Origin of the sequence: Pseudomonas sp. JV241A (assembly GCF_900275665.1) — a bacterium.
Classification (GTDB): Bacteria; Pseudomonadota; Gammaproteobacteria; order Pseudomonadales; family Pseudomonadaceae; genus Aquipseudomonas; species Aquipseudomonas wadenswilerensis.
In genome coordinates, this window is the sequence record NZ_OPYO01000010.1 from 82,541 (window position 1) to 103,677 (window position 21,137).

General features: G+C 62.6%; 12 protein-coding genes. 7 read left to right on the plus strand and 5 right to left on the minus strand.

Annotation, left to right across the window (positions count from 1 at the left end; translation table 11 throughout):
- Positions 1-93 precede the first annotated feature (93 nt).
- Positions 94-1,218, minus strand: coding sequence for an OpgC domain-containing protein (locus JV241A_RS05465; RefSeq protein ID WP_134061529.1), 1,125 nt, complete (start codon positions 1,216-1,218; stop codon positions 94-96).
- Between the two features lie 263 nt (positions 1,219-1,481).
- Here JV241A_RS05465 and JV241A_RS05470 point away from each other — a divergent pair, with 263 nt between their 5' ends.
- From JV241A_RS05470 to JV241A_RS05480, 3 genes are read left to right on the plus strand one after another with little or no spacing between them, the layout of a single operon-like run.
- Positions 1,482-1,856 (plus strand): GtrA family protein, encoded by a 375-nt coding sequence (locus JV241A_RS05470; RefSeq protein WP_115085596.1) that lies wholly within the window; start codon positions 1,482-1,484, stop codon positions 1,854-1,856.
- Positions 1,853-2,818: a glycosyltransferase family 2 protein gene (locus JV241A_RS05475; protein ID WP_134061530.1), complete on the plus strand. Its 966-nt coding sequence runs from the start codon at positions 1,853-1,855 to the stop codon at positions 2,816-2,818. Before JV241A_RS05470 ends, JV241A_RS05475 begins: the two co-directional genes overlap by 4 nt.
- The gene (locus tag JV241A_RS05480; RefSeq protein ID WP_115085598.1) at positions 2,815-4,365 is read left to right on the plus strand and encodes a glycosyltransferase family 39 protein; all 1,551 of its coding nucleotides are present in this window, start codon (positions 2,815-2,817) and stop codon (positions 4,363-4,365) included. The genes JV241A_RS05475 and JV241A_RS05480 overlap by 4 nt, the downstream gene beginning before the upstream one ends.
- Before the next feature lie 5 nt (positions 4,366-4,370).
- Here the strand turns inward: JV241A_RS05480 and JV241A_RS05485 are convergent, their stop codons facing one another.
- On the minus strand, positions 4,371-5,981 hold the full coding sequence (locus JV241A_RS05485) for an FMN-binding glutamate synthase family protein (protein WP_115085599.1): 1,611 nt from the start codon (positions 5,979-5,981) through the stop codon (positions 4,371-4,373).
- 201 nt (positions 5,982-6,182) lie between these two features.
- Between JV241A_RS05485 and JV241A_RS05490 the strand changes: the two genes are divergently transcribed.
- Positions 6,183-6,446, plus strand: a complete 264-nt coding sequence (locus JV241A_RS05490) for a type B 50S ribosomal protein L31 (protein ID WP_115085600.1) — start codon at positions 6,183-6,185, stop codon at positions 6,444-6,446.
- Here JV241A_RS05490 and JV241A_RS05495 read toward each other — a convergent pair.
- Complete coding sequence (locus tag JV241A_RS05495) at positions 6,439-10,740, minus strand: DEAD/DEAH box helicase (RefSeq protein ID WP_134061531.1); 4,302 nt, start codon at positions 10,738-10,740, stop codon at positions 6,439-6,441. The two genes, JV241A_RS05490 and JV241A_RS05495, sit on opposite strands and share 8 nt — an antisense overlap.
- Positions 10,741-10,924: 184 nt before the next feature.
- Here JV241A_RS05495 and JV241A_RS05500 point away from each other — a divergent pair, with 184 nt between their 5' ends.
- Positions 10,925-11,338, plus strand: coding sequence for an NUDIX domain-containing protein (locus JV241A_RS05500; RefSeq protein WP_115085602.1), 414 nt, complete (start codon positions 10,925-10,927; stop codon positions 11,336-11,338).
- Between the two features lie 22 nt (positions 11,339-11,360).
- Complete coding sequence (locus JV241A_RS05505) at positions 11,361-11,999, plus strand: LysE family translocator (RefSeq protein ID WP_115085603.1); 639 nt, start codon at positions 11,361-11,363, stop codon at positions 11,997-11,999.
- A gap of 3 nt (positions 12,000-12,002) precedes the next feature.
- On the opposite strand, the gene metR is transcribed toward JV241A_RS05505, so the two are convergent.
- A complete protein-coding gene (gene metR / locus JV241A_RS05510; RefSeq protein WP_045197692.1) occupies positions 12,003-12,920 on the minus strand; it encodes a transcriptional regulator MetR in 918 nt (305 codons plus the stop codon).
- Between the two features lie 110 nt (positions 12,921-13,030).
- On the opposite strand from metR, the gene metE reads away from it, so the two are divergent.
- On the plus strand, positions 13,031-15,340 hold the full coding sequence (gene metE, locus JV241A_RS05515; RefSeq protein WP_115085604.1) for a 5-methyltetrahydropteroyltriglutamate--homocysteine S-methyltransferase: 2,310 nt from the start codon (positions 13,031-13,033) through the stop codon (positions 15,338-15,340).
- A gap of 44 nt (positions 15,341-15,384) precedes the next feature.
- On the opposite strand, the gene JV241A_RS05520 is transcribed toward metE, so the two are convergent.
- The gene (locus tag JV241A_RS05520; RefSeq protein WP_134061532.1) at positions 15,385-20,988 is read right to left on the minus strand and encodes a DUF6543 domain-containing protein; all 5,604 of its coding nucleotides are present in this window, start codon (positions 20,986-20,988) and stop codon (positions 15,385-15,387) included.
- Between the last annotated feature and the right edge of the window lie 149 nt (positions 20,989-21,137).

The window sequence follows — 21,137 nt, forward strand, 5'->3', positions numbered from 1 at the left end:
CGATCTCTTGACCCGGCCGCGCTGGTGGCGCAACAGTCGCTTGGAACTCAGGAACGGCCTGAGCAAGGCCGGTCCCTATGTCGATTGCGTTTTTCAGGTGGCAACCGCACGCATCGGCTGGTTCAGGCGTTTGTTGAAATCCAGCCAGGCGCCGAGCAGGGCCATGACGGCGACACCCACCAGCGCGGTGAAGATCTGCATGGCAAAGGCATCGCCGGCCATGGCATTGATCATGTCCGCCAAGGGCGCAAGCAGTACCCCCAGGCAGAACACCTCAAGCGAGTAGCGGCCCATGCGGCAGGTTTGCTGCGCCAGCCAGTTCTGCGTCCAGCCGCTGCCCGGCAGCAGCTTGGCCGTGACGTAGGTCAGGGCCAGGAAGTGCAACAGGCGCACCGGCGACAGGTCGGTCTTGCTGATCGGGTACAGCAGATTGTTGATACTGGCCGGCATTAGTGCATCGTGAAGCTCTGGCCAGCGCCAGGACAAGGTAATGATGCCTGCCGCCAGCGAGTAGGCGGCTGCCGCCAGAAACAGCGGTTGGCGCCGCAACGGCCGGGTTTGTGGCGGCCGTGCCTGTTGCCCGTAAAGCGCCGCTGCGCCACCGAGGATGAACAGGAACTGCCAGGTGACCGGGTTGAAATACCACACGCCATCAGAGAAGTTCGCCAGGTTCCAGCCGAACCCCGGGGCCATCAGATACACCGCCATCGATACCCCCACTATCGCCCAGGGCATGCGCATCAGCAACGGCAGCACCAGGGGCAAACCGGCCAGCAGCACAATGTACAGCGGCAGCGGGTCCATCAGGTTGGGCTTGAAGCGCAGCAACAACTCGTCCGTCAGGGCTTGCTGAGGGTTGGTGATGAAGTGGGTAAGGCCCATCTCCTGCACCAGGTCGCGGGTCTGCACATGGCTGTTGGCGTAGAACACGATGCCCATCAACATCGCCAGCAGGAAGATATGCACGACATACAGCACCCAGGTACGGCGCAGGATCTTCACGCAGGCGATCAGGTAGCCGTCGCGTTGCAGGACTTTGCCGTAAGCCAGTACCGCGGCGTAGCCAGCGAGGAAGACGAAAATCTCCGCAGCATCGCTGAAACCGATGTTACGCAGGGTGATCTGGCCTAAAGGGTTGTGGGGGACGTGATCCCAGAAAATGAAGATCAACGCCAGGCCTCGAAAAAAATCTATGCGCGGGTCGCGTCCGTTAAGCATGGCAGCGGGCTCTTGAACAGTTGGTTAAGTAGTGACAGGCGCACGGCGGCATTCTCTCGCGCCGCACGTCGGGCGGGGGGCAGGGTGGCGGTATTCGAGGGTAATTGCAAAGGGGGCTTATTACTGAATGTCTCTATTCGCCCCTTGCGCCGTAGACCGTTGATCGCAAATCACCCGTACCTGTCAGATTTGCTAGTAGACGAACCACGGGTTACGTGGCCTGCTTGAGTTCAGCCGCAACAGCCATCGAGGCGTGACGCGCAATGGCCAACGTATGGAAAGGGTTTTCCACCTATGCCGTGATCGGTATTGCCAATACCCTGGTCCATTGGCAGCTCTTTTTCGTGCTCAGGGAAGTGTTCGCTTTAACTCAGGCCCTCAGTAATCTGCTGGCGTTTTGCGTTGCAGCAAGTCTTTCCTTTTATGTAAATGCCCTCTACACCTTCGCCGTGTCGCCTTCGTTCGGCCGCTACCTGCTGTTCATGCTGTGCCTGGGCGGGGTCAGCCTGGCAGTGGGCTGGATGGGCGACCACTGGCGGCTGCACGGGATGATCACGGTGGTGACGTTTTCCCTGATCAGTCTGACGTGTGGCTTCCTGTTGTCCAGGTGGTTGGTGTTTCGCAGGGCCGAGCCATGAAAGTCTCGCTGATCGTGCCGGTGTTCAACGAAGAGCAGGCCGTCAGGGGGTTTTACCAGGCGGTGAGGCAGGAACCCGCGCTGCAGGCCCACCTCATCGAAATCGTGTTCATCAACGATGGCAGCAGTGATCGCACGGCCGAGATCGCCCGTTCCATCGCCCTGACCGACAGCGACGTGGTGTTGATCAACTTCTCGCGTAACTTTGGCAAGGAGCCGGCCTTGTTCGCCGGCCTGGAGTACGCCAGCGGTGACGCCGTGGTGCCCATGGACGTTGACCTGCAGGACCCGGTGGCGGTGGTTGCGCAGTTGATTGATGAATGGCAGAACGGCGCCGACGTGGTTCTGGCCAAACGCCGGGACCGCTCCAGTGATGGCTACCTCAAGCGCCGCAGCGCCTCGCTGTTCTATCGCCTGCTCAATCGCATCGCCTATACCCATATTGAAGAAAACGTCGGCGATTTCCGCTTGATGGACCGCAAGGTGGTGGACGTGATCAAGACCCTGCCCGAACAGCAGTTGTTCATGAAAGGCGTGCTGTCGTGGGCGGGGTTCAATGTTGCCATTGTTGAATACGACCGCGCGGCGCGGGCGGTGGGCCGCAGCAAGTTCAACGCCTGGCGCCTGTGGAACCTGGCGCTGGACGGCATCACCTCGTTCAGCACCTTGCCCTTGCGCCTGTGGAGTTACCTCGGCGCGTGCATTTCTTTATTGGCATTGCTGTACGCCGGTTACCTGGTAGTAGACAAGATCCTGTTCGGCAACGATGTGCCCGGATATCCGTCGTTGATGACAGCGATTTTGTTCCTCGGAGGGGTACAGTTGATCGGCATCGGCATATTGGGGGAATACATCGGCCGTATTTACATGGAGGCCAAGCATCGTCCTCGCTACGTTATAAAAAGTATTGTCGGAAAACCCGAGCAGCACACCCATAGGCCTTTGCTCAAGGAGAGCAGATGAGCCTGACGCTGCGCCTGCGGACTCAGGTTGCATGGCCGCTGGCTTGCTTGGCCATATTGCTGCTGAGCAGCGCTGTGCGTCTTTACCAGGTAACACAACCGGTGCTCTGGTACGACGAAGCTTTTTCCGTGGCTCTGAGTGCCTTGTCACCGTCGCAGATCCTGTTCCACACCGCTCGCGACGTTCATCCGCCGTTGTACTACCTGCTATTGCATTATTGGATGCACTGGCTGGGCAGCGACGTGTTGGCCCTTCGTGGCCTTAGTGTGTTCACGGGCGTGCTGACGGTGGCTCTGGGCATGTGGCTAACGCGCAGACTGGCCTCCCTGCGAGCAGCCTTGATCGCCGGGTCATTGCTGGCGCTGCTGCCCATCGCGGTGCGTTACAGCCAGGAAGTACGGATGTATTCGTTGCTGGGCATGTTGTTACTGGCAGCAACCTTTGTGCTTTTGCTCTGGGTGAGCAGACCGGCACAAAAGCCTCTCCTGATGCTTTATGCAATGCTGATGGTGGCCGGGCTGTATACCCACTATTTCACCGTACTCTGCGCCGCGGCGCATTGGTTGTATCTGTTATGTGTGAAGGATACACGGCGTCTTGTTCGAGCCTGGCCGTGGTGGCTGTGCAATGTGGCAATCGCGCTCGCCTATCTGCCTTGGCTGCCCTCGCTGGTGGGGCAGTTGGGACATACTTCGGCAGTCTCCTGGATTCCTCGGGTGACACTTGAAACGCTTCCTGCTGCCGTGTGGCAGTTTTTCACCCTCGATAACGGTAGTGCTTATCCTCGGCCGATATTCCTGGTGATGCCAATGGTGTTGCTCGTTGCCTCGGTTTTTATTCTGCGCAGGGATAGGCAGGCCTTGCGCCCGAACGCTCTGATCGTAGCGTCCAGTTATGTTCCACTTGTGCTGGTGTGGTGCATTTCATTCGCGATGCCGCTGTTCGTCGAACGCTATCTGTTGTTCGCGGCTGTCGGTTTGCCGATTGTGCTGGCATTGGCGCTGGATCGCCTTGCAGCCAGTCATCGTGGCTTGGCCTGGCTGTTGGCCGCCGCTTGCCTGACGCTGGAAGTGACCGGCATTGCGCGTATCTACAGCCAGCAGCACAGCTTGAATGATGCCGTAGGCTGGTATGTCAATCGCCTGGATGTTGTGGTCGATGGGGTCAACGCACAGTGGCAGCAGGGAGACTTGATAGTTGTCGATGGCCTGTATTGGTACTTCAGTGTGGCGTACTACAACAGGACCGGTAGCATACCGTTGATCTATGAAAATGGTGCGAAGGGCGATAGTACCGGCACCTCGAGCTCCAGCTATGGTGGTGCGACATTGCTCTTTTCCCGGGCGGAGCACTTGTACGTACAGATGCCTCAAGCGTTAGCGCCGAAATCCGGCAGGGTATGGTGGGTAGGTGGCGTTCCGGGCCCTGGTAAGGAGCGTCACTTGCCCGGTAACTGGACCAAGCTGGCGGAAATCAGGGCGGGAGAGACCCGGGCAATGCTGTTCGCAGTGCCCGAGCGATCAGAGTCGCAGACGACTGGCCATTGAACCTGTCAGGCGGCCAGCGGTTCGAAACTGTCGGCCCGCGCCATCTGCCACATCCGCGAGTAGAACTCGCCATTGACCTCGTCATTGAGCAATTCACCCGGCTTGAGGAATACATGCATCTGCGAGAACAGCTTGATCTCGGTGGCCGAGATGCGCCGCACCAGGTGCCTGGCTTCCAGCTGCGAGGGGTGATCGAGGCCGGCGGCGGCAAGCATCTCGGCCAGGGCCTTGAGGGTGTTGTGGTGGAAGTTGAATACTCGCTCGGCCTTGTCGGGCACCACCAGGGCGCGCTGGCGCAGCGGGTCCTGAGTGGCGACGCCGGTCGGGCATTTGTTGGTGTGGCAGCTTTGCGACTGGATGCAGCCGATGGCAAACATGAAGCCGCGCGCCGAGTTGGCCCAGTCGGCGCCGATGGCCAGCACGCTGGCAATGTCGAAGGCGCTGACGATCTTGCCGCTGGCGCCGAGCTTGATCTTGTCGCGCAGGTTCAGGCCCACCAGGGTGTTGTGCACGAACAGCAGGCCTTCGCGCAGCGGCACGCCGATATGGTCGGTGAATTCCACGGGCGCAGCGCCGGTGCCACCTTCCTTGCCGTCGACGACAATGAAGTCGGGCAGGATGCCGGTTTCCAGCATGGCCTTGGCAATGCCCATGAACTCCCACGGGTGACCGAGGCAGAACTTGAATCCTACCGGCTTGCCGCCAGACAGCTCACGCAACTGGGCGATGAACTGCATCATCTCGATCGGGGTGGAGAAGGCGCTGTGACGTGACGGCGAGATGCAGTCTTCACCCATCAGGATACCGCGGGTCTCGGCAATCTCGCGGGTGACCTTGTGCTTGGGCAGGATGCCGCCGTGGCCGGGTTTGGCACCCTGGCTCATCTTGATCTCGATCATCCGCACCTGCGGGTTGCGCGCCTGTTCGGCGAAACGCTCGGGGTCGAAGCGCCCGTCCGAGGTGCGGCAGCCGAAGTAGCCGCTGCCCAGCTCCCAGGTCAGGTCGCCACCGTGCTCGCGGTGATAAGGGCTGATGCTGCCTTCACCGGTGTCGTGAGCGAAGTTGCCGAGCTTGGCGCCCTGGTTCAGGGCGCGGATGGCGTTGGCGCTGAGCGAACCGAAACTCATGGCCGAGATGTTGAATACCGAAGCCGAGTACGGCTGTTTGCACTGCGGGCCACCGACGATTACCCGAAAGTTCGACGGGTCGCTCAGCGGCGCCGGGCGCATGGAGTGGCCGATGAACTCGAAACCGGACTGGTACACGTCGATCAGGGTGCCGAAGGGTTTGTCCGATGCTTCGTTCTTGGCCCGCGCATACACCAGCGAGCGCTGCGCCCGGGAAAACGGCAGGGCATCGCTGTCAGCCTCCAGCAGGTACTGGCGGATTTCCGGGCGAATGCCTTCGACCAGATAGCGGATGTTGCCGAGGATCGGGTAGTTGCGGCGCACCGCGTGACGGCTTTGCAGCAGGTCGCCGAGGCCGATCAGGCTGAGCACGGCGGTCACCAGGGTGAACGGCCACAGCCATTCGTGGTGGAGAAAGGGCAGGCTGGCCAGGGTGAACAACACACAGGCAGCGAAGAAGGCGTAGCGGCTGAGAAGTGACAGGCTCATACGGTTTCCTTGCGATGGCGCGGTCAGGCTCAGGGCCTGGTCAAACCCCGACCTTATCCCGGTTGGGGATTAAAGCGCCAGCCCGCAGCGCGCAAGGGCTGCAAGCTTCATCTTGGAATCGAAAATCATTTGTATTTGCGATTTATTGATATGTTATATAGTATCAATTCGTCTTCGTTCATTTTCCCGAGAGGCTTGGCCATGAAACCCGGCATTCACCCCGACTACCGTCCTGTGTTGTTCCACGACACCGCTGCAGATGTGTATTTCCTGATCGGCTCGACCGTCGACACTGACCGCAGCCATACCCATAGTGACGGCAAGATCTACCCCTATGTGGCTCTGGATGTGTCCAGTGCTTCGCATCCGATCTATACCGGCCAGCAGCGCAAGGCTACGGTCGAAGGCCGGGTGGCTGGCTTCAACAAGCGTTTCGCCGGGTTCGCTGCGCCGCAGGTCAAGTGACCAGGGCAGGATCGCGGATCAAACGACCGCGCCACTCGCCCTGCGCCGCCAATTCATCGTCACCACTGAACTGGACCTTGCCGGCAATCAGCGTCGCCACCGGCGCACCATCCAGATAGAGCAGGCGGTTGCCGCTGACCGCCGGGACCTTGTTGCCTGGCAGCAGGGTGCCGACCAGGTTCAGCGGGTCGCTGGCGCTGATTGCTACCAGGATGCCATCGAGCGGGCGCCGGCGCACTTCACGTAGCAGCGCCACGGCCTCGGGCAGGGCAAACTGCTCGCCGGCCAGGCCGCTGATAAAGCGTCCGCCACGGATTTCGCCACGGGCTTCCAGGCGGTGGTAGCAGCGCAGCAGTTCGCGCCAGTTGGGCAGCCAGTCGGCTTCGCGTTCAAGCAAGCGCCAGCAGATCACGCCATAGCGGCGCAGCAAGGTGCGGGCGATGTGTTCGAGGTCTTCGTCGCGCTTGGCACTGGGCTTGCGCAGCAGGGCCCAGCGCCCGGCGTCTTGCATGCCGCCGAACAACGGCCCGCGATCGCGGCGCTGGCTACGGCCCTGGCGTTTGCTGGCCGGGGTGATCAGGGCGCGCAGGCCGGCAAAGCTGTCGGCGCTGATCAAGCCGGCGGCCACCAGCTCCTGCAGGGCGTTCTCCAGTTCGCTGGGCAGCAGGTGGGCGTCTTGCACCAGCTCTTCGAAGAACAAGGCGCCGTGCTCGCTCAAGACGGTGTGCACGCGCTGGGCACGCAGGCTCAGTTCACTGCTGTCCAGCGCCGGGCTCAGGGCCCGCCACAAACCCAGGCGAGCCCGTGGCAGCAGCACCAGTGGCGTGCTGCGCAGGGTACTGGCTGCGGCACTCGGGGCCAGACGCGCCCAGGCGTATTTGCCGGCGCGGCAGGCTTCGTCGAGCCAGCGCGGGCTGTAGTCCTTGAGCCGGGTGGGCAGCAGGTCGCTTTCCCAGGCTGCTGCAGCTGCCGGGTAACCTTCGAACTGATCGAGCACGGCACTCAGCGCTGCCTGCCCTTGCAGGCGCGAGGCGGGCGACAGGTGCTGCCAGTCGAACAGAAAACGCATGAAGTCCTGCAGGCTGACCGGTTCGATTTCCCGGCGCAGGCGCTTGATGGTGTAACGATGAATGCGCGCCAGCAGGTGGCGTTCGCACCATTGCAGTGCCTGCTGGCCCGGCTGCTGGCTCGGCTGGAAGTACCCGCGCAGCACGTAACCTTCGCCTTCCAGGCGGGCCAGGGCCTGCTCGATGGCGCTGATCGACAGTTGCAGCGGTGCGGCAATCTGCTCGCTGGTCAGCGGGCCGAAACCGCTCAGGCGCGCGCGCAGCAGCTCGACCAGCGCCGCATCGGCGTCCATGGCTTGAGCAAAGCCGGGCAGGGCGGCGACCTCAGGCGTGACGACAGCCTGCGGATAAAGGGTGCGCAGCAGCACCAGGCGTTCGCGGGCCAGCCACAACGCTTGCCCCCCAGCCAGTTGCAGACGGCAGGCGCGGCCTTCCTTGCCCAGCGCCGCCAGCCAGTCCTGCCAGCCGTCATTGGCCTCGGCTTCGGCCTGGCTGATACCGGCCAGGCTCATCAAGGCTTCATGCATTTCGTCGCTACGGGTTGGCATTGGCCAGGCTTCGGCTTGTACGGCGGCGATTGCCTCCGGATCCAGCGCGCCCAGGTCATCGCTGCTCTGCGCTTGATTCCAGCGGCGGTTGAGTACGGCCTGGGTACGCCGTTCTTCCAGCGGTGCGTCATCCAGGAAGGTATAGGGCCGTGCGTTGAGAATGGCCGAGGCCAGCGGCGAAGGTGCCGGCAGGTCACGGGCAACCAGCTTGATCCGGCCTTGCTCGATACGCCGCAGCAGCGCCAGCCAGCCTTCGCTGTCCATGGCCTCGTGCAGGCAGTCGTCGAGGGTTTGCTCGACCAGCGGGTGGTCGGGTATCTGCCGCTCGCCGGCAAGGTTTTCCAGGCAGGCGATCTGGTCGGGGAACACCGCGGCAATCAGGTCTTCGCTTTTCATCCGCTGGATCTGCGGCGCCACCTTGCGCCCGCCGACAAAACGCGGCAGCGCCAGTGCGGTACCGGCATTCCAGCGCCAGCGCACACCGAACAGCGGCGCATCGAGCAGGGCCTGAACCAGGATCGACTCGGCGCTGTTGCTGTGCAGGTAACGCCAGACCTCTTCCAGGGCAAAACTGTGGCTGGCCGACAGCGACAGGACAATCGCGTCTTCGCTGGCCGCAGCCTGCAGTTCGAAGTTGAAGATGCGGCAAAAACGCTTGCGCAGGGCCAGGCCCCAGGCGCGGTTGATGCGGCTGCCGAACGGCGAATGGATGATCAGTTGGGTGCCGCCGGACTCGTCGAAAAAACGCTCCATCACCAGGGTTTGCTGCGAGGGCAGGGCGCCGAGCACCTGGCGGGTGTGGGCCAGGTACTCAAGCAATGGTTCGGCGCAGCCCAGGCTCAGGCCCAGTTCGGCCGTGAGCCAGTCGAGCAGCGGTTGCAGCTGGCCATCGCTATCGCTCAGGCGCTGGTCGATCTCGCCTTGCAGGCGCGCGACGCCTGCTGACAGCTCATCACTGCGCCCCGGCGCTTCGCCGAGCCAGAACGGGATGCTCGGCGGCAGGCCCTTGGCGTCCTCGACCCGCACCCGGCCGCTTTCCACGCGCAAGATGCGGTAGGAGGCGTTGCCCAGCTGGAAGATATCGCCGGCGATGCTTTCGACCGCGAAGTCTTCATTGACGGTGCCGATGTTCAGGCTCTGGGGTTCGAGCACCACGGTGTAGTCGGCGTTATCAGGGATGGTGCCGCCGCTGGTCAAGGCCGTCAGCTGGCTGCCACGCCGCCCGCGCAGGGTGGCGTTGACTGCATCACGGTGCAGGTAGGCGCTGCGGATGCCCAGGCGGCCATTGAAGCCTTCGCCAAGCATGCGCAACAGCGCCTGGTAATGGTCTTGATCCAGCTCGGCGTAGGGCATGGCCCGGCGCAGGCAGTCGAACAGCGCCTGCTCGTGCCACTCCTGGTTGCTGACCTCGGCGACGATCTGTTGCGCCAATACGTCCAGCGGAGCTTGCGGTACCTGCAAGCGGTCCAGCTCGCCGCGGCGTACGCAATCGAGCAGTGCCGCGCATTCGATCAGGTCGTCGCGCGACAGCGGGAACAGCCGGCCTTTGGGCGTGCCCTCGACCTGGTGCCCGGAGCGCCCGACCCTTTGCAAAAACGCGGCAATCGAACCGGGCGAGCCGATCTGGCACACCAGCTCGACTTCACCGATATCGATGCCCAGCTCCAGCGAGGCGGTGGCCACCAGCACCTGCAGCTCACCGCGCTTGAGCCGTTGCTCGGCGTCCAGGCGGTATTCCTTGGCCATGCTGCCGTGGTGCGCAGCCACGGCATCGCGGCCCAGGCGCTCGCTCAAATGGCGGGTCAGGCGTTCGGCCAGGCGCCGGGTGTTGACGAACACCAGGGTGGTGCGATGCTCGCGGGCCAGGGCCGCCAGACGGTCGTAAACCAGGCCCCAGACATCAGTAGCCATCACCGCCCCGAGTGGCACCGGCGGTACTTCCAGGCCCAGGTCACGGGGACGGGCATGGCCGATATCGACGATGGCGCACTCGCGCGCCTTGCCTGCCAGAAATTGCGCCACCCGCTCGACCGGTCGTTGCGTGGCCGACAGGCCGATGCGCCGCAATGTCCGGCCACACAGCGCTTCAAGGCGCTCCAGGCTCAGGGCCAGATGACTGCCGCGCTTGTTGCCGGCCAGGGCGTGGATCTCATCGACAATCACCGTGTGTACGCTGGTCAGGCCCTGGCGCCCGGAGGCCGAGCCGAGCAACACATACAGCGATTCGGGGGTGGTGACCAGGATATGCGGCGCCTGGCGGCGCATGGCCGTGCGTTCCTTTTGCGGGGTGTCGCCACTGCGTACCGCCGTACGGATTTCCAGCGGCTCCAGGCCTTGTTCGGCCAGCACCGCGTTGATCCCGGCCAGCGGCGCCTGCAGGTTGATCTGGATATCGTTGGACAGTGCCTTGAGTGGCGAGACGTAGAGCACCTGGGTCTGGTCCGGCAGGTTTGCGCTGGCCAGGCCCTGTTCGAACAGCTCGTCGAGGATCGCCAGGAAGGCGGTCAGGGTTTTGCCTGAACCGGTGGGTGCGGCGACCAGCAAGGATTGCCCGCTGCGAATCAACGGCCAGGCCCGGGCCTGGGCGGCGGTTACCGTTGGGAACTGGCGCTGGAACCAGGTGCGGACCGCGGGGTGGAAAGCGTCCAGTTCCGGGTGCTTGAGGGCGGGGAGGTTCATGGGCTGTTTATGCGGCCAATGGTGCGGGGTTGCAAGGGGCGTTCGTCAGACCGGCGTGTGGGAGCGGGCTTGCCCCGCGATGCAATCGCACAGGCCAGCCTGATCGCGGGGCAAGCCCGCTCCACCATTGAAAGGCCCCCGCCAACATGTGATCCTTGCGCGCTTTCCCGTTCACGAGCGTCCCATGAGCAAAACCATCCGCATCGCCGCTGCCCTCCTGCTTGACCCGCAAGGCCGTACCCTGCTGGTGCGCAAGCGCGGTACCCAGGCGTTCATGCAGCCTGGCGGCAAGATCGAGGCCGACGAGCAGCCGGTCAATGCCCTGGCCCGCGAGCTGTTCGAAGAACTGGGCCTGGCGATCGAGCCGCACGACGCCGAGTATCTGGGCCAGTTCAGTGCCCCGGCCGCCAACGAGCCGGGTTTTGTAGTCCAGGCCGAGATTTTCAAGGTGCACACCGCCATGCCGGTCGAGCCCGCCGCAGAAATCGAAGAAGTGGTGTGGATCTCGGCACGCAAGCAACTGACCCTTGAGCTGGCTCCGCTCACACGGGACTTGATTCTGCCCCTGTACCGGCAGTTAACTACAACCCCTGCCTGATCTCACTTGCAAAGGAATGCCGATGATCCCCACCCATGAATGGCTGCTGTTTATCGGCGCCGCGCTGCTGATGGTCCTGACCCCGGGGCCGAACATGATTTATTTGATTTCCCGTTCGATCTGCCAGGGCCGCACGGCCGGGGTAACCTCGTTGCTCGGCGTGGTGGGCGGCTTTCTGGTGCACATGAGCGCCGCAGCCATTGGCCTGACCGCCTTGTTCATGGCCGTGCCGCTGGCCTACGACCTGCTCAAGTGGGCCGGTGCCGGCTACTTGATGTGGCTGGCCTGGCAGGCAGTCAAGCCCGGTGCCCGCTCGCCGTTCGAGCCCCGTGAACTGGCCCCGGATTCCCCGCGCAAGCTGGTGCTGATGGGCTTTCTGACCAGCGTGCTGAACCCCAAGGTGGCGGTGTTCTACCTTTCGGTGCTGCCACAGTTCATCTCGCCGGAAAACGGTTCGGTGCTGGCGCAGAGCCTGGCCCTGGGCCTGACCCAGATCGCCGTGAGCTTCTCGGTCAACCTGCTGATTGCCCTGTTCGCCGCCGGCATTGCCGGTTGGTTCGTGCGTTACCCGCTGTGGCTGATGCTGCAGCGCTACGTGATGGGCTTCGTCCTGGCCGGCCTGGCGCTGCGCCTGGTGCAGGAGCAGCGCCGGACCGTATAAGGCTCAACGTACCGCGCTGACGCCGTCGAGGGTGGAGAAGGACGTATCCTTGGCGGTCAGCAGGAAGTCGCGCATGTATGGCGCATCGAGCATGTCGCTGCGCACCGCCGCGTACAGCGTGGCAAACAGGCCTTTCTCACCCAGGCGCTTGGCCTTCACGTAACCGCGCGAGCTGTACTCGTGCAGGGCCCAGTGCGGCATGCCGCAGACCCCGCGGCCGCTGGCCACCAGTTGCATCATCATCACTGTCAGCTCGGCTGTGCGCACCTGCGCCGGCTCGACGTCGGCCGGCTCCAGGAAGCGGGTGAAGATGTCCAGGCGGTCGCGCTCCACCGGGTAGGTGATCAGGGTTTCCGTGGCCAGGTCTTCCGGCACCATGTACGGCTTGTGCGCCAGCGGGTGCTGGTTGGCCACGGCGAGCATGGCTTCGTAGGTGAACAGCGGCACGTAGGTAATGCCGCTGAGCTCCAGCGGGTCGGAGGTCACCACCAGGTCCAGATCGCCACGGGCCAGGGCTGGCAGCGGGGCGAAGGCAAAACCCGAGGCCAGGTCCAGCTCGACCTCCGGCCAGGCATCGCGGAACTGGTCGATGGTCGGCATCAGCCACTGGAAGCAGCTGTGGCATTCAATGGCCATGTGCAGGCGCCCGGCGGTGCCACCGGCCAGGCGGGCGATGTCGCGCTCGGCGCCGCGCAGCAGCGGCAGGGTGGCATCGGCCAGCTGCAGCAGGCGCAGGCCGGCGCTGGTGAAGCGCAGCGGCTTGGTCTTGCGCATGAACAGCGGCATGCCCAGGCGCTCTTCCAGCTCCTTGAACTGATGGGACAGCGCCGACTGGGTCAGGTGCAGGCGTTCGGCGGCCTCGACCAGGCTGTCGGCTTCGCGCAGGGCGTGCAGGGTTTTCAGGTGACGAATTTCCAGCACCGAGGGGCTCCATGAGTAAACTTTGAGATGAACACGAATTTATTGAGTTTGTCTCATGTTGGTCTGGCTGTCGACAATAGCGTCATCTTTTACAGGGAGGACGTTTTCTCATGGCATTGGCCCACAACCTTGGTTTCCCGCGCATCGGCGCTGACCGCGAACTGAAAAAAGCGCAAGAAGCCTACTGGAAAGGCGATCTCGATCAGGCAGGTCTCGAGGCTGTTGGCCGCGAACTGCGCGCCCGCCACTGGCAGCTGCAGAAAGACGCCGGTATCGAACTGCTGCCGGTCGGCGATTTTGCCTGGTACGACCAGGTCCTGACCCACTCGCTGACCTTCGGGGCGATCCCCGAGCGCTTCGCCCAGGTCAGGGGCGACAATGGCCTGCCGACCCTCGACACCCTGTTCGCCATGGCTCGTGGCGCCAGCACCTGCTGCGGCGGTAGCCACGGCCAGACGCAATATGCGCAAGAGCTGACCAAGTGGTTCGACACCAACTATCACTACCTGGTCCCGGAATTCAGCGCCGACCAGCGCTTTTTGCTCAGTTGGGAACAGCTGTTCGATGAAGTGGCCGAAGCCCAGGCCCTCGGCCACGCGGTCAAGCCGGTGCTGATCGGCCCGCTGACCTACCTGTGGCTGGGCAAGGCCAAGGGCGGCGAGTTCGACAAGCTCGACCTGCTTGAGCGGCTGCTGCCGGTGTACGGCGAAATCCTCAGCCGCCTGTCGCGCCAGGGCGTGGAGTGGGTGCAGATCGACGAGCCGATCCTCGGCCTTGACCTGCCGCAGGAATGGAAGAACGCCTTCGAACGTGCTTACCACATCCTGCAGTACTCGCCCCTGAAGAAGCTGGTCGCCACCTACTTCAGCGGCCTGGAGGACAACCTCGGCCTGGCCGTCGGCCTGCCGGTGGATGGCCTGCATATTGACCTGGTGCGCGCACCGGAACAACTGCCGGCGGTACTCGATCGCCTGCCTACCTATAAAGTGCTGTCCTTGGGTGTGGTCAACGGCCGCAACGTCTGGCGCTGTGACCTGGACAAGGCGCTGGAGCAGCTGCAACAAGCCCAGCAACGCTTTGGTGCCAACCTCTGGGTGGCCGGCTCCTGTTCGCTGCTGCACAGCCCGGTGGACCTCGGCCGGGAAGACAAGCTCGATGCCGAACTGAAAAGCTGGCTGGCCTTTGCCGTGCAGAAGTGCGAGGAAATCGCCGTGCTGGCCAAGGCCCTGGACAATCCGCACTTGCCTGCCGTGCAGAACGCCCTGAGCAACAGCCGCGCCGTACAGAAGCGCCGTGCCGAATCACCACGCATTCACAAGCCGCAGGTTCAGGCCCGCCTGGCCGCCGTGACCGCTGCCGACAGCCAGCGCCAGTCGGCCTTCGCCCAGCGTATCGAAGCCCAGCGTCAGCGCCTGCAACTGCCGGCGTTCCCGACCACCACCATCGGTTCTTTCCCACAGACCTCGGCGATCCGCCTGGCGCGTCAAGCCTACAAGCAGGGCAAACTCTCGGCCAACGACTACACCGACGCCATGCACAGCGAGATCCGCCATGCCGTGCAGGTGCAGGAGCGCCTGGGCCTGGATGTGCTGGTGCACGGTGAAGCCGAGCGCAACGACATGGTCGAGTACTTTGCCGAGCAACTGGACGGTTATGCCTTCACCCGTTACGGCTGGGTCCAGAGCTACGGTTCGCGTTGCGTGAAACCGGCGATCATCTATGGCGACCTCAACCGCCCGCAGGCCATGACCGTGGCCTGGATCGAATACGCCCAGCGCCTGACCAGCAAGGTCATGAAAGGCATGCTGACCGGCCCGGTCACCATGCTGATGTGGTCGTTCCCGCGTGAAGACGTGTCGCGCAAGGTTCAGGCCGAGCAACTGGCCCTGGCCATCCGTGACGAAGTGCAGGACCTGGAAGCCGCTGGCATCAAGATCGTGCAGATCGACGAAGCCGCATTCCGTGAAGGCCTGCCGCTGCGCCGTGCGCAGTGGCAGGCGTACCTGGACTGGGCGGTGGAAGCGTTCCGCCTGTGCTCCAGCGGTGTGCGCGATGAAACCCAGATCCACACCCACATGTGCTACAGCGAGTTCAACGATGTGATCGAAGCGATCGCCGCCATGGACGCCGACGTCATCACCATCGAGACCTCGCGCTCGGACATGGAACTGCTGGAAGCCTTTGAAGCCTTCGACTACCCCAACGACATTGGCCCGGGCGTCTATGACATCCACTCGCCACGGGTGCCGGACACTGCCGAGATGGTCCAGCTGATGAGCAAGGCGGTCAAGCGTATCCCGGCCGAACGCTTGTGGGTCAACCCGGACTGCGGCCTGAAGACCCGCGCCTGGCCGGAGACGGAAGCGGCGCTGGTGAACATGGTAGCGGCGGCGCGGCAATTGCGCAGCGAGCTGGCGTGAGACAGGCACCGGCGAGCCTTGTGGCTCGCCGGTGCATTCAGGGGTTAAAGGGCGGCGAAATAGCGGGTTGCTGTTTCTTGACGAATCGCGCCGCGCCAGATCTCTTCCAGCGTGCTCCCGGCGCTAGCCTGGGACTGTTGCCACTCGGGCCCCTTCTTGCGGTCCACGGCCCGTTTGAGATGGGCGGCACTGAAGTTCTCGAACGGAGTATCCAGGCCACGGTAGTGGAAGTGGGCATACCACAGGACTGGCTCGCCGGCTGACTGCAGGTCCCGAATCTCGTACTCCAGCAGGTAGTCGCGGGCTTTGAGCATCTGGCGTTCACCCAGTCTGCGAATGCTGATCTGTTGCTGATCATCGAGGTAAGCAAGATGGCCTTCATTGGGGCGGGGGCTGACCTTTATCTGCTCGATGCGCAACTGGATGCCATCCTGGCGCAATCGTGCCGCCTGGGTGCGCAGCCCGGTCGTATCCGCCGCGTTGCCGCCTATTGCTTCGATTCGGGTTGCGCAGCTTTCCAGCTCGACGGCCTTGGTGATCATCATGTCTTCAAGGTCCGCCGGCAGGGTGTCGGGTCTGATGTATCCGCGCACCCGCCGACGGAAGCTGTCCAGCTCCTGAATCAACTGGGCGGCTGTCTGCCTGAGGTCACGCAGTTCATGCGGTCGTGACTGCGTTGCCAGCGGCTGTGGCCGCCAGCGCTCACCCACAGGTTCAAAACGCCTGATGATACTGCCTTCAGCGTTATGGACGGTGATCAGCTCTGGAGCATTGCCTCTGGCAGGGGTGTAATCGCCGATGTAAAAACGATCGTCCTCTACCTGGAACAGGCGCGGACCACTGTCTTGTCCACGATCAGGGCGTAGGCCGGGCAAGCGCTGGATCGCCTTGTCGGTCTGCAGGATCAACTTGTCGAGATTTTCGTACAGCATCTCCAAGTAGTGTTCGTCAAACAGCTCGGGGAAGCTGGCGCGGGTGCTTTGCAGTTCAAGCTTGTACTGGCGGTAGATGCGTTGGGCTTCGGTCTGGATCGCTCGACGTTGAACCGCGCTGTTGGGTACTTCATTCAGTTCCGACAAGGTCCCCTGTATCAAGTGCACTTCGCCTTCGATGGTTAGTAATCGCCCTGAGTAGAAATCTGCGATGACAGAGGTATTGGCGTACTTTTGTGCCAGGATCATCAAGTGTGGGGTGTTGTAGAAGGTGAAGAACGAGTCATTGAAGTGTTTCTCCAGCCGCCGGTATGAGTTTCTGAGGAACTCGTGACTTGCGACCTCTCCCAGGTACTGTGCAGTGCCTTCAAAGCGTGCCGCCAGACTTGAGAGCTTTTCCGCGAATTGGCTATTGGCTTCATTCAATTGTGTGTTGAACTCGTTGGGGTCGCGCTCTTGACGTTCAATGGTCATGATGCGGTCGGAAAACTCGGCCTTGATGGCGGCCAGTTGCCTCTTGAACTCTGCCGCGCGGTTTCTTACTTGAGGTTGAGCTGGAGCCGTTGCCAACGGGAACCAGGTGTCCAGCTCCTGCTTATGCTCAAGCATCCGTTGTTTGGCCTCCACAAGCTTCAGCGATTTGCTGCGCAGTTGTCGCAACCAGGGCGCCTGATCGACCAGATCGTCCAGCTCCGCCAGCCGGGCGCGAATCGCCAGCGCTTCATAGAAGCTGTGCAGCGTCTGTTGTTTGGACAGGGCGATCAAGTTCAGCAATCGATCACACACAACTCTGGCTGAGCGCGCCTTTTGTGTCATGCACGTTTGTTTTACCGCCCTGAGACTGATTTTTTGCAACTCATCCCAGGTGTCATAGGCTTTGTTCGCCGCAGCTATATCGGCCTGGCAGTTTGCTTTCATTGTTTCGAGCGAAGCCTGCTGAGCTTGTGGCGTGGCATTCTCGAACGCCTCGAAACTGGTGTTGGTGCGTTGTAAAGCAGCTTGAAGCCGAGCTTCATTCTCCAGGCTTTCAGTATTCAGCTGCAGTTGGCGCCGGTAGTGTCGGTCTACCCAGACACGCGGCAGCCGCTCGCGGATGGCTACCGGCCAATGGGGCTCCAGCTGATCGGCCAGTCGGCCAAGAATCTGCCCGCCGCCAGCACCACCGCCGCGCAGGTGAACGCCGTACAAGGCGAAATGGGTATCCCATCGGCCGTTTTCATTCAGCGCGATGTTCTTCCGCCAGGTCTTGAACTGCGTGCCGCGAAGACGCCAGGTGTGTTCCGTCTCCAGCCATTCCACTTGGCAGGGACGGTCGCCGACCAGGATGAAATCGCCTTCGGCGTGCTGGTAGATGCCTTTGTACTTGCCGCTGCGGCCCGGCTCGATTCCGCTCAATGACAGAGGCGCCTGATACTCATAACCTTCAAAGCGCGACAGGCGTCGGCTGGTGCTGACGGTAGCGGGCGCAAAGCCCGCCGCCGGGCCTGCCTGCAGCACCTGCAACTGGCGCTGGCGGGTCAGCTGGCGGGCGCTCAAGGCTTTGAGGGGCAGGCCTGGCAGCAGGTCGATGGCGGCATCGACGAAGGCCAGCAGCACCTGTTCCAGGGCCTCCAGTGCCTTGTACACCTCATTCTGCTGCAACGCCCGGACCAGACGGGCACTGGCTTCGAAGAAGTCGTAGACGCTGACGACGGTCCCGATTACCGGAATGAAACCCAGCGCCATCTTGATGTAGTTGAAGATCATGCCGCTCTGGTAGGCAAAGTTCTCCAGCCACAGGTCGCTGTTCGAGCGTGAGGTTGCGCGATGGGCTTCCAGTATCCGGCCGCCTTGAGCGTCGAGCAGGTGCTGGGCCAGGGAGGTGGTCGAGGGCCATGCCGAGCCCAGGCCGATAATGCCTTCGAAATGATGCTCGATGGCCTGGCGCATCCGCAAGCGGTGTGCCAGCGGATTGCCGAGCAAGGCGCGACCGGCAAGGTAGTCGATTTCGCCGCTTTGTTTGCTCAGGTCATACAGGCCGGCGCGGGCTTCTTCCAGGCTGCGGTACTGGCGCACCAGGCGGCTCGGATGCTCGGGGCGGTAAAGAATGGTGATGCCGCTTGTCTGGTCGTTGACGAAGGTCACCCCGGACAGCGTGGTGCCGTAGCTGTCGGTATCCTCGCCCCCTGCGGTCAGCCGGGCGGGGATCAGGCGAATGTCGTGACCGTCGGCCAGGTAGGCCGCGGCGCTGTCGGCATCGATGGCGATGTCGAAGATCGTTTGGCCCTGGTCATCCAGCTCGCCCTTGGCCCTGGCCTGGATACTGTGCATCTTGAGCATCTGACGGAAAGGCTCGCCCAGGCATTGGCGGCGATAGGCCCGGGGGAAAGCGCTTTCGTGAGTCCCCCGATAAACCTCGGTGATCCTGTCCTCGTATTTCCGGGCCAGGTCGAGGTCGCGGGCCAGGTCGATCAGGTAGGTTTTGTCGATGCCGTCCTTGAGCTGTTGTGCAAGGTGCTGGTCGGCTGTCTGCAGTTGCAGCCTGAGAAAACTCAGCCGATCTTTCACCGCGTCATCGACGTTCTCCAGCAACAGCTCCTCCAGGGTCAGGGTTACCCGTTGGCTGCTGGGCCTGAGTTCAGGCTTTACCCCGATGCCCTGGGGGCTTGTACTGTTGACGGGCACGCGGACCCGGGAGGCGCTTTGCGGTAAGTCCAGGGTGATCGGGCTGTCATCGTAGGCAGGGAAGTCGCGCTTCAGGCGCTGGCTGACGTGCTGGCGGCAGAACAGCGCGCGATTGGGCAGGTCGCGGGCGACCAGGGCCTGGGCGCGGTGCATGGCGGCAACGAAATCGAGGGTGCTTGTCTTCAGTGCCTGGCGATCGTTGATGGACAGGTCTGCCAGCCAGTCGAAGGACAGGCCGCTCAAGGTAGCGCTGGTTTCCTGTTCGAGAATCAGGTTGAAGGCAAGTTCGCGCGCGCTGTGACGAGGGACCTTCAGGTGTTGCGCCAGCGCTTCGTTCACCTGCGAGGGTGATTGCGCGGTGGCCAGCGCCGCCTTGGCATGGGCGAGATGATGGGCGAGGACCTGGGCCAGGACATCACCGGTCACCGGGCACAGGCTAAGCGACTGGTGATCCTCAGCGCTGGCCGCAAAGCAGCGTGCCAGCTCGTCGAGGCTGGCGCAGCGCAGCAATCCGCCGGCTTCGCCTGGCCAGTACAGTAGCAGGCTGTGCTGTTCATCCTCGCTCTGCAGGGTCACCACCAGGCAGTCGCGCAGGGTGGTGGCGGTTTCGGCGCCATCGTCCATCGGCGTCGAGCTGAGCACCGGATGCGCGGCGATGATGCTGGAGCCCTGGCGCGGAAAGGTTTCGGGCTGATCGAGAAGGCTTTCGAGCCACCTCAATTCTTCGTTATCGATTTGTCCCAGCAGGTTCTGAAAACGGGCATGGGCGCGCAAGCCCAGGTGATGGGCCTGGAGCAACGCATCACTGGCCGCTGGGGATGCGTCTTTGTACCAGGCCCTGGTTTGCAGTTGTTGCTCAGCGGCCTGTTCTGCTTGTTGGCAGGCATCGCTCAGGGCTTGCTGATGAAGCTTGAGCGTTTGTAGATCGTTTTCGGCAAGGTTGGCCATCAGCGTCTGCTGGGCTTTGATCTGTTGCAGGCGCACGGGGTAGGGGATGTCGATGCTCAAGTTGCCAAAATCGTAGAAGGAGCGCGCCAGGGTCTCTTCGCTGTCTGTCAATTCAATGGCCGGCGGCCAGCTCAGTACGGCTGAGTCGCGCTGTTGGGTATCGACCCAGTGAACCATCGACAGCGCAAGCTCGCCAAATACTCGGATATCTGCCCCGGGCTTGAAGTCCAGCGCGTTCAAGCGTTCATTGAGAAGGTTGTTGAACAGCGGGGTGAAGCCGGCCGAGAGGCTGTCGTTGCTTTCATGGCTGATGCTGGAGGTGGTGGTGCCGAGGGTTGCTTCCAGATCCGCCGGCGATGCGTGGCTAGTGAAGCCGCTGTGGGGGCGATACAGCGTCAGTTGCGGTTCGTCTTCGATGTTGAACAGCAGCGCCCCCGGCATTACCTGCCCGTCAATCGAGAGTGTCTGGATATCGATACGTTTGCCTTCCTGGCGAAGCCATTCAGGGTTCTCGAGCACGCCATTGACCGCGCGCTGCTGTTGAGTATCGAATTGGCCGGTTGCCCGCGCCACATCCCAACAGGCCCTGAACACCTCCAGGTACTGGTTCAGGGCATGGGTGCGGCGGCTGACGGCGGTGTCCGAGGCCCGCGCTTGCCAGTAATGATCCCACGCTCGTCGGACCGCTGCGGGAAGGTCCAGTTGAGCAAGCCTGGCGAGCAGTTGCGTGGGTGTCAGGCGCAAGGTCGGATGGTCGGGGGCCAGGCCTGTGACCTGGGCGTGTTGGTCGAGGTCGGCGGGCGGCTGGGGATACTGGCGCGTGTGTAGTGCAAGGGCGACCAGGCTGACGTCGCTGTCGAGCGTCGCAGAAACGCGAAATCGCAGGGCTGTGCCCAGCGGATCGACACCAAGCTGTTCGCGCACCAGGTCCTGGAGTGTCTGGTGAACGCCGGGTGCTTGTGCAACCAGGGCTGTGAAGGTATCGCGATGGTCTTTCCAGCGCTTGCTGGCATCGAGCAGCAAGGAGCTGTCGTGGTGGTTGGCTGAAATGAAATCCACCGGGGAAAAGGACAGGGGGGCGAGGGTTTCAGGCAAGTCGCTCATGGCGGTATCCCAAACGTGAAGTTATGCCGGGAGTGGCGTTCACATTGGGCGTGGGGTTGAACCGGTGGGTGCGGTACATAAATACGGCGGGTTGCCGTTGGGCACCATTCATCAAACTGTCACGCAACTGTGGCAGCGCGCTTGAACGA

Coding starts and splice junctions, on each gene's coding strand:
- JV241A_RS05465 (WP_134061529.1), bottom strand. CDS start 1,218: ATGCTTAACGGACGCGACCCGCGCATAGATTTTTTTCGAGGCCTGGCG.
- JV241A_RS05470 (WP_115085596.1), top strand. CDS start 1,482: ATGGCCAACGTATGGAAAGGGTTTTCCACCTATGCCGTGATCGGTATT.
- JV241A_RS05475 (WP_134061530.1), top strand. CDS start 1,853: ATGAAAGTCTCGCTGATCGTGCCGGTGTTCAACGAAGAGCAGGCCGTC.
- JV241A_RS05480 (WP_115085598.1), top strand. CDS start 2,815: ATGAGCCTGACGCTGCGCCTGCGGACTCAGGTTGCATGGCCGCTGGCT.
- JV241A_RS05485 (WP_115085599.1), bottom strand. CDS start 5,981: ATGAGCCTGTCACTTCTCAGCCGCTACGCCTTCTTCGCTGCCTGTGTG.
- JV241A_RS05490 (WP_115085600.1), top strand. CDS start 6,183: ATGAAACCCGGCATTCACCCCGACTACCGTCCTGTGTTGTTCCACGAC.
- JV241A_RS05495 (WP_134061531.1), bottom strand. CDS start 10,740: ATGAACCTCCCCGCCCTCAAGCACCCGGAACTGGACGCTTTCCACCCC.
- JV241A_RS05500 (WP_115085602.1), top strand. CDS start 10,925: ATGAGCAAAACCATCCGCATCGCCGCTGCCCTCCTGCTTGACCCGCAA.
- JV241A_RS05505 (WP_115085603.1), top strand. CDS start 11,361: ATGATCCCCACCCATGAATGGCTGCTGTTTATCGGCGCCGCGCTGCTG.
- metE (WP_115085604.1), top strand. CDS start 13,031: ATGGCATTGGCCCACAACCTTGGTTTCCCGCGCATCGGCGCTGACCGC.
- JV241A_RS05520 (WP_134061532.1), bottom strand. CDS start 20,988: ATGAGCGACTTGCCTGAAACCCTCGCCCCCCTGTCCTTTTCCCCGGTG.